Raw genomic sequence first — 14,212 nt, 5'->3', positions numbered from 1 at the left:
CGCCAGCGTGACTGAGTATCACGCTGGCGATGGCAACCGGCAGGAACTGCGCGCGACGATCAGATGTCGAAGCGGATGCCGAGGCGGAAGGTGCGGCCGAGATAGTCGTAGAACGTCTGGTTGATTCCCAGATCGACGTTCGACGTATCCGACGGCCCCTTGCCGACCGGGGCGGGATCGCGGTTGAAGAGGTTCGCGACGCGGAAGTAGAGCTGGCTCTTCACCTTGCCGACCGGCAGGTCGTAGGCGAAATAGGTGTCGACGTAGAAGGCGCCGTCGAGCCGGTTATCCGCGATCGTCCGATTGATCGTGTTCGACGCCGGGCACGACGTCCGGCATTCGACCCACTCGTTGTTGTAGACGCCGGCGCTGATCCCGCGGCCGATCACCTGCATCGAGAAGTTGTCGAGCGCGTAGCCGAGCGTCAGGCGATAGGTCCAGTCGGGCGGGCCGGCGCCGCCGATCTGGCCGACGGTGTCGGTCGGCTCGTTCACCCCGTTCGATTCGGACGCCTCGAGATAGTGGGTCGCGATACCGCGGAAGCTCATCTTGCCGGGCAGCGAGGCGGAGAGATCGGCGAGATCGAACTGGTAGCTCAGCTCGAAATCGATGCCGCGCGCGCGGTTCGACAGGAAGTTATACGGGCTGTTGGCGATCAGATACTCGGTGACGTTGGGCCCCGGTCCGGTGGTGTTGGTGAAACCGGCAGTGCCGTAGTTGATCGTCGTGCCGTTGCGCAGGATCGCCTGAAGGCGGTTGCACAATTCGATGTTGCCGGTGAAGCAGCGGTCGACGATCTCCTGCGGTCCGAGCGTACCGATCGCGCCGTTGATCTTGATGTCGTAATAGTCGACCGACAGGCCCAGCCCAGGGATGAACGATGGGCGATAGACCAGGCCGAGGCCCCAGGTATCGGCCTTCTCGGGATCGAGCCCGAGGTTACCCGTCACCGTCTGCGTATAGCGGACCGCGGTGTTGTTCTGCCACGGATCGCCGATCGAGTTGGTGTTGCGCGCGCCGCCCTGGAACAGTTCGGAAAGGTTGGGCGCGCGGATGTCGCGCGAGCGCGTGACGCGCAGTCGCAGGTCGTCGTACACCTGCCAGGCAAGCCCCGCCTTCCACGTGACGACGTCGCCCGACTGGCTGTAGCTGGTGTAGCGTGCGGCGCCGTTGAATTCGAAGCCGAGCGGCAGCGACAGCAGCGCCTCGAGATACGCCTCGGTCACGGTATACTGGCCGAAGGTCGGCACGAAATTGCCCGAATACCAGCCCGAGGCGAACTCCGGCGGCACATAGCCCGAGATCTTCTCGCGCCGGCTTTCGACGCCGAAGGCGATGCCGATCGGCTTCAGCCAGGGATTGTCGATATTGGTGCTGAAGTTGATCGATCCGACATCCTGTTGCAGCCGCCGGTCGCCGTAGGGCTCGCCCATGATGTAATCGACCGCGGCCTGCGAATTGACCCCGATACCCATGCGATTGAACGGCACGCAGCCGGCGGCGAGCGGATTGGTGCTGCCGTCGCGCGTCACGCGGCACACGATATCGCCGTTGGCGAGCCGCACCGCATCCTGCGCGAAGCCGAGCTTGGTGCGATTGGCGGAGACCAGCCCCTCCTTCGCGTTCATCACGCCGCGCTGGTAATAGCCGTCCCACTTGAAGGCGAGCGAGGCGACATCGAACGAGCCCTCGACACCGAACAGATAGCGTTCGACCTCACGGCGATAGTGACTCTCGCGCGTCGGGATGTCCTGGTTCCAGGTGCCAAGCGTGAAGCCGGCGCCATTGAGCTGGCTCCTTACCGCGGCGGGGATGAAGGCGTTGTCGCCCAGGATCGTCACGTTCGCCTTGTCGGTGTGGTAGCCGCCCCAGCTGTCCTGCGCGCTCTTGTTGTACGACAGTTCGGTGAACAATTGCAGGTTCTCGAGCACGTCGAAGCTGAAGCGACCGAAGATGCTGGTGAGCTTCTCTTCGGGCTGGATCGAGGTGCCGTAATATTGCTGGCTGAGCTTCCAGTCGCCGCCGACTGTCCAGGGCAGGTTGTTGAGCCGGCCGGCGCCGTAATCGTAGCGGTTCACCGTGCCGCCCTGGCCAAAGTACGTGCCGCGCAGCGGACCGGACGTGATGATGCCGCCACCGGTCGTGGTGTTGAGCCCCGACTGATAGGATTCCATATATTCGGGCTCGCCGTTGCCGGCGACGTAGCGCGGGTTCTGGATCAGGTGGACGCCGCGGTTCTGCCAGCCGCGCGAGCCGGCGCCATAGACGCCCTCGCGGTGGACGTAATTGCCGCTGAGCAGCGCCCGGCCGCGCCCTTCGGCGAACTCGACGCCGCCGGTCAGCGTCGCGCGATAGGATTTATCGTCGCCGTAGGTCGTCTCGCCATAGCCGAACTCGCCCTTCAGCCCGGTATAGGTGCGGTCGAGGATGAAGTTGACGACGCCGGCCACCGCGTCCGACCCGTAGACCGACGAGGCGCCGCCGGTGACGACCTCGACGCTCTTCACCAGCCCCTGCGGGATGGTGTTGACGTCGACCGTGCCGGTGGCGAGCGATCCCACCGAGCGGTGGCCGTCGAGCAGCACCAGCGTGCGCGTGGTGCCGAGCGAGCGCAGGTTGATCGTGTTGATGCCGCCCGCGCCGCCGCTGAGGTTGCGCTGCGTGTTCGACGGCGTGACGCTGCCGGCGACCGATGGGATCTGATTGACGAAATCGGCGACGTTGGCAGGCGCCGATGCCTGGATGTCGGCGAGGCCGATGACCGTCACCGGGGTGGGCGCGTCATAGCCGTTGCGCACGATGCGCGAGCCGGTGACGGTGATGACGTCCGAGTCGGCCGCGGGCTCGTCGATCGGGGCGGCCTGCGCCGCGGCGACGGTGGCGGGATCGAGCGTCGGCGACGGGGAGGGGGCGGCAGGCGTCGGCTGCGCATCCTGCGCATAGGCGCTGGTCGCGCCCGTCAGCAGCAGCGCCGCGAGAAGCGTGCGCCGCGCCGCGACGCCGGTCCGCGTCGAAGAATTACCATCGCGAAGCAAGATCCGGCTTTCGGCCGTGTCGTCCCCGCGCGAGCAAATGGCGGAAACTAGGCGCGCGACTACCGGCGCGCGAACAACTCGCGAAAAAGCGTGCACGATTATCCCCCTGATAGGCTATAAATGCCGTCCCTGCCCGGACAGTATGCCTCGCCTTTGTCGGCGATGTTGTTCGACGCCCCGCTGCGCTTGTTGCGCTTGAACAGGACTGTCGCTTGGTGGGTGGAGGCTATCAATCGACGATCGCAGGTCAACCCTGCGTCGGATACGTCCGGCTATACATAATCGCGCCCGCACCATAACCTTTGGCTATACTGACGCGTAACCCGAGAGCCATTTACGGGACAGGTGGTTTCTTTAGTTACTTCTATGATTGGCGCAACCGGCGTGTCGAGTGCTGATCCATCGGAAATGGTGCAATGTCATCGTATCGGTCCGGCTTCATCGATTTGCCTTTCCCGGCGCTGCGCCATAGCGAGCGCGCCGCGCCTGACCGGCGCGACGGAGACGCGTGATGCCCCTGTTCGACCCAGTCCGCCATGGTAGCCGCGCGTGATCCCGCGCGAGGTGATCGGCGTCGCCGAGGTGCCCGGCGGGCCGCCGTTGCGGTTGGTGCGCCACGGCGGCGACTTCATCATCATGCTCGACCGCAACGAGTTGATGAGCAGCCGGATGAGCGGTTCGGAAGTGGCGCTCGGCACGATGACGCTGGCGCGACTGGCGGGACGCGCGGCGCCCGCGGTACTGATCGGCGGCTATGGCATGGGGTTCACGCTGCGCGCGATGCTGAGGCTGGTCGATGCCGGTGCGCGGATCATCGTCGCCGAGCTCGTTCCCGGGATCATCGACTGGGCGCGCGGGCCGCTGGCGACGTTGACCGACGGGTGTCTCGACGATCCACGCGTGACGCTGCGCATTGCCGATGTCGGCACGGTGATGGCTGAGGGGACGTATGATGCGATACTGCTCGACGTCGACAACGGGCCCGACGGGCTGACGCGGCAGGCGAACGACGGCCTCTATACCGCGCGGGGGCTCGCGCGGGCTCGCGCCGCACTGCGCCCTGGCGGCGTCCTTGCAATATGGTCGGCCGGCCCTGATCCGGCGTTCGCGCGCCGGCTGCGCGAGGCGGGCTTTGCGGTCGATGAGGTGAAAGTGCGTGCGCGAGAAAATGGCAAGGGGCCGACGCACGTCATCTGGTTCGCGACCAACGCCGTCCGTTAGCTGCGGCCGCGCGCGCGCCGCGTCGGGCGGACGAGATGGTCGATGAAGTTGCGCAATTCGGTGCGCCGCAACCGCGCGTCGATCACCTGTTCGTCGAGCCCGAGCTGCCAGGCAAGGTCGTCGCGCTTCGGATCTTCATCAAGAGCGTCGATCGGCGCCGCGATCGCCTCGATCGCCGCCTCGTCGCGCGCCAAGCCGTGCTCGACCAGATCGTCCGCCTGGCGCCGCAGCGCGGCGGCGACTTCGCCGAGCGACAGTTCAGGGTGATATTGCACACCCCAGAAGACGCCGTCGCCGCAGCGGATCTCTGCCGCCTGAACGTGCGTGACGCGATTGGAGGCAAGGAGCGTCGCACCAGCGGGCAGCGCCTCGACCTCGTCGGTGTGGATCGCCGGCGCGTCGAACGCGGCCGGACGCCCGGCAAGCAGCGGATGATCGCGGCCCGCCGCCGTCGCGACGAGGCGTCGCGCGAACCCCGCCTCGCGCCGGGCGCCCATCGGCCGCACCGTGCCCCCCGCCGCGACGGTTGCGACCTGCAGCCCGGCGCATGACCCGAAGGATGGCGTCCCCGACGCGAAGATCGCGCGCATGAAGGCGATCTGCCGGCGCACCTCGGGCGTGTCGTCGTAGACGTGTAGCGGCGAGCCGGTGAGGAATACCGCGTCATAGCCCGCGATCGTTTCACGCGACATTTCCGGCGCGTCGGCGTCGGCGGGTTTCGCGCGATCGATGCGCGCGCCCGACACCATCGCCGCGAGTAGGTCGATGAAGGTTTCGCCCGAACTGCGCCCGACACTTGCCCGGCGCTTGTCGCGTGCCTCCGGCGGCTCGCTCTCGGCGACCAGGAATTTCATGGCTGTCTCGCTGATGGTGCCTGCAGGTGCAGGCGCTACCCCGAAAGAACGGTAGCGTTCCGCGGTTGTTCCTTGTCATGCGGGATGAACAAGCAGGCGCGCGGCTGGTTGTTCGCGACAACGTTCCCCCCGGTTACCCTTGGAGATACGCATGCTTCGTTCGCTTCTGATTGGCCTCGTCGCGGGGCAACGCGCGATGACGCCGCTGTCGGTGCTCGCCGGCGCGGCCCGCAACGGCATGCTCGATGCCGACTCGCCGGCGCAGCTGCTCAAGAACCCGCTGCTGGCGAGCGGCGCGGTGGCGCTGGCGGGTGCCGAGATGGCAGGCGACAAAATGCCGAGCGCGCCCGATCGGATCGTGCTGGTCGGGCTGGCCGCACGTAGCGCCACCGCAGCTTTCGCGGGTGCCTCGCTTGCGCCGAGCGGGCGGCGCGCGGCCGGAGCCGCGCTCGCGGTCGCCGCGGCGGTCGCCTCGTCGTACGTCGGCTGGTCGCTGCGCGTCCGCGCGATGCGGCGCTTCGGGCAGACGGCAACGGGCGCGATCGAGGATGCGCTCGTGCTCGGCGGCGGCGCGCTGGCCACCCGGCTGATCGCGCTGCCGGCGCGCGGCTAACCGGCGCCGGCAGCCCCGTCAGGTGGCGGCCGGCCCCTTCAAACCGGGCGGCGCGGCCTCGGTAGCGTCGGGATCGCGCCCCTGCGACCGGTCGAGCAGACGCATCACCGGGGTGACGGTCAGGCCGTGCAGCAGTATCGAGAACAGCGCCGTCAGCCCGACGATCGCCCACAGGCGATCGGCCTCGGGCATGTCGACGTGGTTGAGCGCGTAGGCGAGGTAATAGAAGGAGCCGACGCCGCGGATGCCAAAGAAGGCGATGGTAAGCTTCTCTAGCCGATCGGCCTCGATCCCGGCGAGCGCGATCAGCCCCGTCGCCGGTCGCACGATCAGGATCAAGGCGGCGGCCGCGGCGACGTCGGTCCAGCGTAGCGGCGCGAGCAGGCCGCCGATCAGCGCGCCGCCTAACAGGATCAACAGCACCATCATCGCGAGCCGTTCCACCTGCTCGGTGATGTCGTGCATCTCGCGATTGAAATCATGGTCGCGATGCGAGCGGCGCAGCGTCAGTGCGGTGACGAACACCGCGAGGAACCCGTAGCAATGAATGATCTCGGTCAGCCCGTACGACACGAAGGTCGCCGCGATCGCGATCAGCCCGTCGCCGGTCTGCGCGAGCTTCGTTTCGGCGGGGACGTGGAACGTCAGCCAGCCGAACGCCTTGCCGATCAGCCAGCCGCCGACCACGCCGGCGCCGATCTCCCACAGCACGTTGTAGCCGAGCCACTGTGCGAACCACGGCTCACCCGACGATGCGGTCAGCGCGAGCAAGATCGCGAGATGGACAAAGGGAAAGGCAAGCCCGTCGTTGAGCCCCGCCTCGGACGTGAGCGCGAAGCGCACCTCATCCTCGTCGCCCGACTTGGGCGGCCCGACCTGCACGTCGGCGGCAAGCACCGGATCGGTCGGCGCGAGCGCTGCGCCCAGCAGCAACGCCGCCGCCCAGCTTAGTCCCAGCAGCCCGCCGCCGATAAGGGTGATTGCGGCGATACCGAGCGGCATGGTGATCGCGAGCAATCGCCACGTGACGCGCCACCGACGCCAGCTGAAGACCCGATCGAGCTTCAGTCCGGCCCCCATCAGCGCGATGATGACGACGAATTCGGTGAAGCGCTCGGTGAACGCCGCATAGCGCATCGGCGAGGGCGACCAGGTGATGATGGGCAGCATGAACAGCGCGGCACCGATGCCGATGCAGATGATCGGCAGCGACAGCGGCAGTTTTCGGAGCGCGAGCGGCAGCCACGCCACCAGCGCGATCAGGAACCCCGCGCCGGTCAGCAGCAGGATGTACGGATCGGGCGGCGTCAGTTCGGGCATCGCCGCTCAACGAACGGCGCGCCCGTTGGTGCTAAGTACGTTGCCGGCCGGACAAATCAGGCGCGGCGGCTGATCGGCGCGTTGGCGTCTTGCGGCATCAGCGTGCGCGCGACGCCGGCGATCGCGCCGGTGCCGCGGCGCGATCGCTTGGCGACGTAGAGCGCGTCGTCGGCCGCGCGCAGCAGCGACGATCGGTCGGCGTGCGTCGCATCGGCGATGCAGGCGCCGATCGTCGTGGACACATGGATGCTGCCATCGTCAGCCGGGATCGGATGGCGCAGGTCGGCCAGCAATCGCTCGATAGAGTAGGCGAGGCGGCCGGCTGCATGCTCGCCGTGCAGCAGGACGACGAACTCGTCGCCGCCCAGCCGTGCCGCGCAGTGATCGCCGAGATACGTCGCGCCGCGCAGCCGCGATGTGATCAGCCGCAGCACCTCGTCGCCTGCCGCGTGGCCGAGCCGATCGTTGACTTCCTTGAACCGGTCGAGATCGAGGATCGCCACCGCCAGCGGTTCATCACCGCGGGCTGCCAGCGCGGCGTCGAGCCGTTCGTTGAAGGCGCGGCGACTGGCGAGGCCGGTCAGCTCGTCGGTCAGCGCCACTTCGCGTAAGCGGCGTTCGAAATGGTAGCGCTCGGTAATGTCCTGGATGACGCCGAGCAGCGCGACGGTATTGCCGTCGCGCAATTCCGGCTCGCCCAGCGCGCGCACGCGGCGCTGCCGCCCATTGGCGTCGATGAAATCGAGCTCGACGTCCCACGCGCGGCCGTCCTTGATGCACGTATCGATGACGGTGCGCAGCCGGTCGCGATCTGGCTGCGGGTAGTAGTCGAGCGCGTCCTCCAGCGCGGTATCGCCGTTCGCCGCGACGCCGTGGATGGCGAAGGTCTGCGCTGACCAATAGGTCTGCTGCGTTGCGAGATCGAGCCGCCACGATCCGATCCGCGCCATCCGCTCGGCATGCTGCAGCAACCGCTGTGCGCGCTGTACCTCGATCAGCGCTTCCTGCCGCGCGAGCGCGAGGCGCAGGCTCTCCTTCGTTACGCGGCGCCCCTCGAGCAAGGCTTCGATCACGTGTGCCATCCCCTCCAGCATCTCGATCTGCGCCGGGGTCGTGGTGTGCGGGCGATCGTCCATGACGCACAGCGTGCCGATCGTCGCGTGGCGCTCCCCGTCCGGATGGCGGACGCGCAGCGGCACGCCGGCATAGAAGCGGATGAACGGCGGGCCGACGACCAGTGGATTGTCGGCGAACTTGTGGTCGGCAGTGGTATCGCTGATGATCAGCGTATCATCGTTCGCTACTGCCTGATTGCAGAACGAAATGTCGCGCACCGTCTCGCAATCGGTGACGCCGTAGCGCGCCTTGAACCATTGCCGGTTGGCGTCGATCATCGTCATCGTCGCCATGCGGCACCCGAAAAGATAGCGCGCACCGTTGACGATCGTGTCGAATTCCGATTCCGGCGGCGTATCGAGCACCTCGATCGCGCGCAACGCGGCAAGGCGTTCGTGTTCGGTAACGGTCGACATCGCGCCGTTCTTCCATGCGGGCGTTAGCTGCAGGTTAACGATGCGACGGGTCGACAAGCCCTAGGTCAGCGGCTTCTTCTCCAATTTGCGCGCGAGCGTGCGGCGATGCATACCCAGCCGTCGCGCGGTTTCGGAAATGTTGAAGCCGGTCTCTGCCAGCGTCTCGTTGATGCGTTCCCATTCCAGCGTCTTGATCGACGTCGTGCGCCCCGCGATCGGCACGCTGACGTTGCCGGCGGCCTTGCTGAATGCGGCCTCGATATCGTCGGTGTTCGACGGCTTGGCGAGATAGTGGCACGCGCCCAGCTTGATTGCCTCCACCGCGGTGGCGATGCTCGCGAAGCCGGTCAGCACGACGATCAGCATCGCGGGATCGAAGGCGTGCAGCTTCGCGACGCAGCCGAGCCCCGAGCCGTTGCCGAGCTTGAGATCGACCACCGCGAACTCGGGCTCCGCCTCGTCGACGAGCGCGTCGACCGCCTCGGGTGAGTGTGCCACCCACACGCGATACCCGCGCCGCTCGAACGAGCGTTGCAGGGTGCGCGCGAAGGTGACGTCGTCCTCGACGATCAGCAGGCGTGGCGCGTCGTCGGTCATCGATCACTCCTGCTTCTAATCGCGAGCGGCAGGACGAGACGCACCTCGCCGCCGCCGCCGGCACGGTTGCGCGCCTCCAGCCGCCCGCCGAGCCGTCGCGCGACGTTGCTGGCGAGAAACAGGCCGACGCCGTGGCCGGCGCCCTTGCTTGACTGGTAGAGCTTGCCGACGGTGGCGAGCTGCGCTGGCGCGAAGCCGGTGCCGCGATCGGTGACGGCGATGGCCAGTTCCTCTAGGTCGTGGGTGGCGGCAATCGCGACCCCGGTCGGGGAGGCCTCGGCGGCGTTGTCGAGGAGGTTCCAGATCGCCTGGCGCAGCGCCGGCCCCGCAACCACCGCGGCATCGTCGAGCGTGTCGAGCGTGACGGCGCATGGGACTGACGGTTGTGTCGTGCGCCATTCCTCCGCGGTGTCGATGAGGAAATCGCGCGCCACCACGCTCTCCATCGCCTCGCCGCGCGGTTCGCCGGCGGAATGGAGCACGTCGGTCACAATCGCCTTGCAGCGCTGCACCTCGGCCTGCATCTCGTCGACCTCACCCGCCAGTTCGGGGTCTGCGGCGATGCGCGGCAGGCGCCGCCAGTCGCTCAGGATCACCGACAGCGAGGCGAGCGGGGTGCCGAGTTCGTGCGCTGCGCCGCTCGCGAACAATCCCATGCGTACGATCCCGTCCTCCTCCGCCGCGCGCTGACGCAGCGCCGCGACATAGGCGTCGCGTGCGCGCAGGTTGCGGCTGATCCGCGTGACGAACATCGCCAGCAGCACGCCGGTGAGCGCGAAGCTGATCCACGCGCCGAGTGCGTTCAGATCACCCACGAGCGGTACGAGATCGGCGGGGTAGCGCAGCGCACGGCCCCACAGCCCGAGTGCGGCGTAGCAGAGTGCGGTGACCACCACGAGCACCCACACCGACCAGCTTTCGAGCAAGATCGCGCCAAGCACCACCTGAAGCAGGTACAGCGATATGAACGGATTGCTCGCCCCGCCGCTCAGCCACAGCTGCGCGGTGAGCGAGCCGACGTCGAAGAACAGCGCCAATAGCAATTCGATGTTGGTGACGCGGTGGCGCGCGAGCAGCGCGGCGCTGACGAAATTGGCGAACGCGAGCAACGCCACCACGCCGAGCATCGGCGCCAGTGCGAGTGGCACGCCGAGCACCAGATCGACCGTTAGGATCGTGAAAAGCTGCCCCGCCACGGCAATCCAGCGCAGCTGAATGAGCTGACGCATGTTCTCCGCGGCAGCGCCGTCGGCAAGCGGACCGGCTGGCGCCGTGCCGGCGAGCGCGAGCGGAGGGGTAGCCATCAGCGCGCGCCCTTGCCGCGAATCACGAGCACCGCCCCGGCGAGCGACAGCGCCGCGAGGCCGAACCACGTAAGCGCATAGACGAGGTGCGTGTTGCGGAAGGCGATCACCGTCAACCCGCCGATCGGATAACCGCCGGGGTTGGGCGTCGCATCGGCATCGATGAAGGCGGGTGCGGTCGGACCGAGACCCCGCGTGCGGGCGATCGCTGCGACGTCGCGTGAGTACCAGCGCCCGGCCGCGGGATCGTTGCGGCGTAGGAACCCGCCGCCTGGCTCGGTGGTGCGGATCAGGCCGGTGACCGGGACGACGCCGGTGGGCGGGGGCCGCGTCGCGGGATCACGCCGCGCGGCAGGCACGAAGCCGCGATTGACCAGCACGATCCCGCGCGGCGGCTGCGTCGTCACCAGCGGCGTCAGCACCCACCAGCCGGGGCCGCGCGCGGTGACCGCCTGTACCAACGTCTCGCGCGTGTTCATGAAGATCCCGCGTACCCGCACGCGGCGATACTCGTGATCGGCCGTCCAATCGGTGGGCAGAGCGACGGGGGCGGCATTGATCCGCGCGTTGACCTTGGCGATGAGGTCGAGCTTCCACGCGCGGCGCTCGACCTGCCAGATGCCCAGCGCGACGAAGCCCGCGGCGAGCGCGAGGCACAGCGCCGCGAAGGCGCCGCGCCGCACCTACATCCCCACCATGTCGCTGCCGTCACCCATCGGCATCATGTTGCCGTTGAGATGGTACATGATCCACAGCGATCCGGAGATGACGATGGTGACGATCACGATCGTGAAGATCAGCGCCATCAGCGTCCAGCCGCCCTCCGCCTTGGGATTGACGTGGAGGAAGAAGAAGGTGTGGACGACGATCTGGACGAAGGCGAGCGCGACAACGATCGCCGCGGTCGCCGGGGCGCTGGCGATTGCGCCCGTCATCACCAGCCCGAACGGGATCGCGGTGAGCACCGCCGACAGCAGGAAGCCGACGACGTACCCGCGGCGCGAGCCGTGGCCGTGCCCGCCGTCGGCCGGCGGGGTACCGTCATGGTGCGCGTGCGCCGTTTGGGCATGATCGGTATGATGCGGCGTGCTCATCGTACGACTCCGAGCAGGTAGACGAAGGTGAAGACGCCGATCCAGACGACGTCGAGCAGGTGCCAGAACATGCTGAGGCACATCAGCCGACGGCGGTTGGCGTCGATCAGTCCGCGCTGGCCGACCTGGACGATCATCACCGCGATCCAGATCAGCCCGCACGTCACGTGCAGGCCGTGCGTGCCGACCAGCGTGAAGAATGCCGACAGGAAGGCGCTGCGCGTTGGCCCAGCGCCCTCGGCGATCAGCGTGCCGAACTCGTAGAGCTCGATCCCGACAAAGATCGCGCCGAACAGCGCCGTCACCGCGAGCCACATCTGCGTCGCGCGCGCGCGGCCTTCCTCCATCGCGATCATCGCCATGCCGCAGGTGATCGAGGAGATCAGCAGCATCGCGGTGTTGAGCGCGACGAGCGGCAGTTCGAAGATCTGGCGCGGCGCGGGGCCCCCGGCGTAGCTCGTGCTCAGCACGCCGTAGGTGGCGAAGAGCGTCGCGAAGATCAGCGCGTCGCTCATCAGGTAAATCCAGAAGCCGAGCGTCGTACCGCCCGCGCTGTGATCGTGCTCTTCCGTCTCGGTCTGGTAGAAGATCGGCGGCTCGCCGTCGGCGGTCATCGTCTGCGTCGTCATGCGATCACGCTCCCGCCAGCGCGGCGGCGGCGCGCTCGGTCTTCTCGACCTCGTCGGCCGGAATGTAATAGTCACGGTCGTAGTTGAAGGTGTGCGCAATCGTCACCACGACCATGCCGACGAAGCTGACCGCCGCGAGCCACCAAATATACCATACCATGCCGAAACCGAGTGCGAGCGCTAGCGCCGACAGGATCACGCCGACGCCCGTGTTGCGCGGCATGTGGATCGGCTGATAGCCGCTGTCGGGCACCTTGCTGCCGCGGTCCTTCATGTCGTGCCATGCGTCGAGTTCGTGGACGACGGGGGTGAAGGCGAAATTGTACGCAGGCGGCGGCGAGCTCGTCGCCCATTCGAGCGTGCGGCCGTTCCACGGATCACCCGTCGTGTCGCGCAGCCGCTCGCGATCGCGGATGCTGACATACAACTGGATCAGGAAGCCGGCGATGCCGACCGCGATGATCGCGACACCGATCGCGGCGATGACGAACAGCGGCTGAAGCGTCGCATCGTCGAGGTGCCGCACGCGGCGCGTGACGCCCATCAGCCCCGCGACGTACATCGGCGTCCACGCCACCCAGTAACCGATCACCCACCCCCAGAAGTGAACCTTGCCCCAGAACGGGTCGAGCTTGAAGCCGAACGCCTTCGGGAACCAGTAATCGATCGCCGCGAACAGCCCGAACACGACGCCGCCGATGATCACGTTGTGGAAGTGCGCGACGAGGAACAGCGAATTGTGCAGCACGAAATCCGCCGGCGGCACCGCCAGCAGCACGCCGGTCATGCCGCCCACGGTGAAGGTGAGCAGGAAAGCGACGACCCAGCGCATCGGCAGCTCGAAGCGGATCTGCCCGCGATACATGGTGAACAGCCAGTTGAAGATCTTCGCCCCCGTCGGGATCGAGATCACCATCGTCGCGATACCGAAGAAGCTGTTGACGCTCGCGCCCGATCCCATCGTGAAGAAATGGTGCAGCCACACCAGGAACGACAGGATCGTGATAACGACGGTGGCGTAGACCATCGAGGTATAGCCGAACAGCCGCTTGCCGGTGAACGTCGACGTGATCTCGGAATACATGCCGAACACTGGCAAGATCAGGACGTACACCTCCGGATGGCCCCAGATCCACACCAGGTTCCAGTACATCATCGGGTTGCCGCCGAGATCATTGGTGAAGAAATTGGTGCCAACGTAGCGGTCGAGCATCAGCATCGCGAAGGCGGCGGTGAGGATCGGGAAGATCGCGATCACCAGCACGTTGCTGCACAGCGCCGTCCATACGAATACCGGCATCTTCATCATCGTCATGCCGGGCGCGCGCATCTTGATGATCGTAACCACCATGTTGATGCCCGACAGCGTGGTGCCGATGCCCGCGATCTGCAGCGCCCATAGGTAATAGTCGGGTCCGACGTCGGGGCTGTTCGCGAGGTTCGATACCGGAACGTAGTTGAGCCAGCCCGCACGGCTGAACTCGCCGACGAACAGCGAGACCATCACGAGCAGCGCGCCCGCCACGGTCAGCCAGAAGCTTAGGTTGTTGAGGAACGGGAAGGCGACGTCGCGCGCACCGATCTGCAGCGGCATTACGTAGTTGATGATGCCGACGATCAGCGGGATCGCGACAAAGAAGATCATGATCGTGCCGTGCGCGGTGAACACCTGATCATAATGGTGCGCGTTGAGATACCCTTCGCTCGCGCCAAAGCTGATCGCCTGCTGCGTGCGCATCATGACCGCGTCGGCAAAGCCGCGCAGCAGCATGATGATGCCGAGTATCATGTACATGATGCCGATCTTCTTGTGATCGACGCTGGTGAACCATTCGGTCCACAGCCAGCCCCACAGGCGATATTTGGTGACCGCAAAGAGGATGCCCGTGCCGAGCAGCACGACACCGGCAAAGGTGACGAGCAGGATCGGCTCGTGAATCGGAAAGGATTCGAGGCTGAGCCGGCCGAAGATCGTCTTCAGGATGGTCTCGTTGAACATGGAAGCTCCGGCGG

At 66.8% G+C, this 14,212-nt stretch carries 12 protein-coding genes; 2 read left to right on the top strand and 10 right to left on the bottom strand.

All coding sequences use genetic code 11. The annotated features are described in order from the left end of the window. Window positions 1-59 precede the first annotated feature (59 nt). Entirely contained in the window at window positions 60-3,035 is a 2,976-nt protein-coding gene (locus B7L05_RS01680) for a TonB-dependent receptor domain-containing protein (RefSeq protein ID WP_179187088.1), read from the bottom strand. 549 nt (window positions 3,036-3,584) lie between these two features. Here B7L05_RS01680 and B7L05_RS01675 point away from each other — a divergent pair. After that, entirely contained in the window at window positions 3,585-4,256 is a 672-nt protein-coding gene (locus B7L05_RS01675) for a spermidine synthase (RefSeq protein ID WP_085808488.1), read from the top strand. On the opposite strand, the gene B7L05_RS01670 is transcribed toward B7L05_RS01675, so the two are convergent. Beyond that, complete coding sequence (locus B7L05_RS01670; RefSeq protein WP_085808487.1) at window positions 4,253-5,110, bottom strand: type 1 glutamine amidotransferase; 858 nt, start codon at window positions 5,108-5,110, stop codon at window positions 4,253-4,255. The genes B7L05_RS01675 and B7L05_RS01670 overlap by 4 nt on opposite strands. Before the next feature lie 151 nt (window positions 5,111-5,261). Here B7L05_RS01670 and B7L05_RS01665 point away from each other — a divergent pair, with 151 nt between their 5' ends. Next, window positions 5,262-5,723 (top strand): DUF4126 domain-containing protein, encoded by a 462-nt coding sequence (locus B7L05_RS01665; RefSeq protein WP_085808486.1) that lies wholly within the window; start codon window positions 5,262-5,264, stop codon window positions 5,721-5,723. Window positions 5,724-5,741: 18 nt separating this feature from the next. Here the strand turns inward: B7L05_RS01665 and B7L05_RS01660 are convergent, their stop codons facing one another. The 8 genes from B7L05_RS01660 to cyoB are packed head-to-tail and all read right to left on the bottom strand — an operon-like array spanning window position 5,742 to window position 14,198. Further along, a complete protein-coding gene (locus tag B7L05_RS01660) occupies window positions 5,742-7,043 on the bottom strand; it encodes a sodium:proton antiporter (RefSeq protein ID WP_085808485.1) in 1,302 nt (433 codons plus the stop codon). A 56-nt stretch (window positions 7,044-7,099) separates the two neighbouring features. Next, window positions 7,100-8,575: a diguanylate cyclase domain-containing protein gene (locus B7L05_RS01655; RefSeq protein WP_085808484.1), complete on the bottom strand. Its 1,476-nt coding sequence runs from the start codon at window positions 8,573-8,575 to the stop codon at window positions 7,100-7,102. Window positions 8,576-8,635: 60 nt separating this feature from the next. Continuing rightward, window positions 8,636-9,172, bottom strand: a complete 537-nt coding sequence (locus B7L05_RS01650; RefSeq protein WP_085808483.1) for a response regulator transcription factor — start codon at window positions 9,170-9,172, stop codon at window positions 8,636-8,638. After that, on the bottom strand, window positions 9,169-10,476 hold the full coding sequence (locus tag B7L05_RS01645; protein ID WP_085808482.1) for an ATP-binding protein: 1,308 nt from the start codon (window positions 10,474-10,476) through the stop codon (window positions 9,169-9,171). The genes B7L05_RS01650 and B7L05_RS01645 overlap by 4 nt, the downstream gene beginning before the upstream one ends. Next, window positions 10,476-11,159 (bottom strand): SURF1 family protein, encoded by a 684-nt coding sequence (locus tag B7L05_RS01640; protein ID WP_085808481.1) that lies wholly within the window; start codon window positions 11,157-11,159, stop codon window positions 10,476-10,478. The genes B7L05_RS01645 and B7L05_RS01640 overlap by 1 nt, the downstream gene beginning before the upstream one ends. Then, entirely contained in the window at window positions 11,160-11,570 is a 411-nt protein-coding gene (gene cyoD, locus B7L05_RS01635; protein WP_085808480.1) for a cytochrome o ubiquinol oxidase subunit IV, read from the bottom strand. Further along, window positions 11,567-12,199: a cytochrome o ubiquinol oxidase subunit III gene (cyoC, locus tag B7L05_RS01630; protein WP_085808479.1), complete on the bottom strand. Its 633-nt coding sequence runs from the start codon at window positions 12,197-12,199 to the stop codon at window positions 11,567-11,569. The genes cyoD and cyoC overlap by 4 nt, the downstream gene beginning before the upstream one ends. A gap of 4 nt (window positions 12,200-12,203) precedes the next feature. After that, window positions 12,204-14,198 (bottom strand): cytochrome o ubiquinol oxidase subunit I, encoded by a 1,995-nt coding sequence (gene cyoB / locus B7L05_RS01625; protein WP_085808478.1) that lies wholly within the window; start codon window positions 14,196-14,198, stop codon window positions 12,204-12,206. Window positions 14,199-14,212 lie beyond the last annotated feature (14 nt).

This window comes from Sphingomonas sp. TZW2008 (genome assembly GCF_002117915.1).
Lineage (GTDB): Bacteria > Pseudomonadota > Alphaproteobacteria > Sphingomonadales > Sphingomonadaceae > Sphingomonas.
This window is presented reverse-complemented; position numbering and strand designations above follow the sequence as displayed.

Excerpts from the sequence above, each read along its gene's own strand:
- B7L05_RS01670 (WP_085808487.1), bottom strand. The coding sequence starts at position 5,110 with ATGAAATTCCTGGTCGCCGAGAGCGAGCCGCCGGAGGCACGCGACAAG.
- B7L05_RS01665 (WP_085808486.1), top strand. The coding sequence starts at position 5,262 with ATGCTTCGTTCGCTTCTGATTGGCCTCGTCGCGGGGCAACGCGCGATG.
- B7L05_RS01660 (WP_085808485.1), bottom strand. The coding sequence starts at position 7,043 with ATGCCCGAACTGACGCCGCCCGATCCGTACATCCTGCTGCTGACCGGC.
- B7L05_RS01655 (WP_085808484.1), bottom strand. The coding sequence starts at position 8,575 with ATGTCGACCGTTACCGAACACGAACGCCTTGCCGCGTTGCGCGCGATC.
- B7L05_RS01650 (WP_085808483.1), bottom strand. The coding sequence starts at position 9,172 with ATGACCGACGACGCGCCACGCCTGCTGATCGTCGAGGACGACGTCACC.
- B7L05_RS01645 (WP_085808482.1), bottom strand. The coding sequence starts at position 10,476 with ATGGCTACCCCTCCGCTCGCGCTCGCCGGCACGGCGCCAGCCGGTCCG.
- cyoD (WP_085808480.1), bottom strand. The coding sequence starts at position 11,570 with ATGAGCACGCCGCATCATACCGATCATGCCCAAACGGCGCACGCGCAC.
- cyoC (WP_085808479.1), bottom strand. The coding sequence starts at position 12,199 with ATGACGACGCAGACGATGACCGCCGACGGCGAGCCGCCGATCTTCTAC.
- cyoB (WP_085808478.1), bottom strand. The coding sequence starts at position 14,198 with ATGTTCAACGAGACCATCCTGAAGACGATCTTCGGCCGGCTCAGCCTC.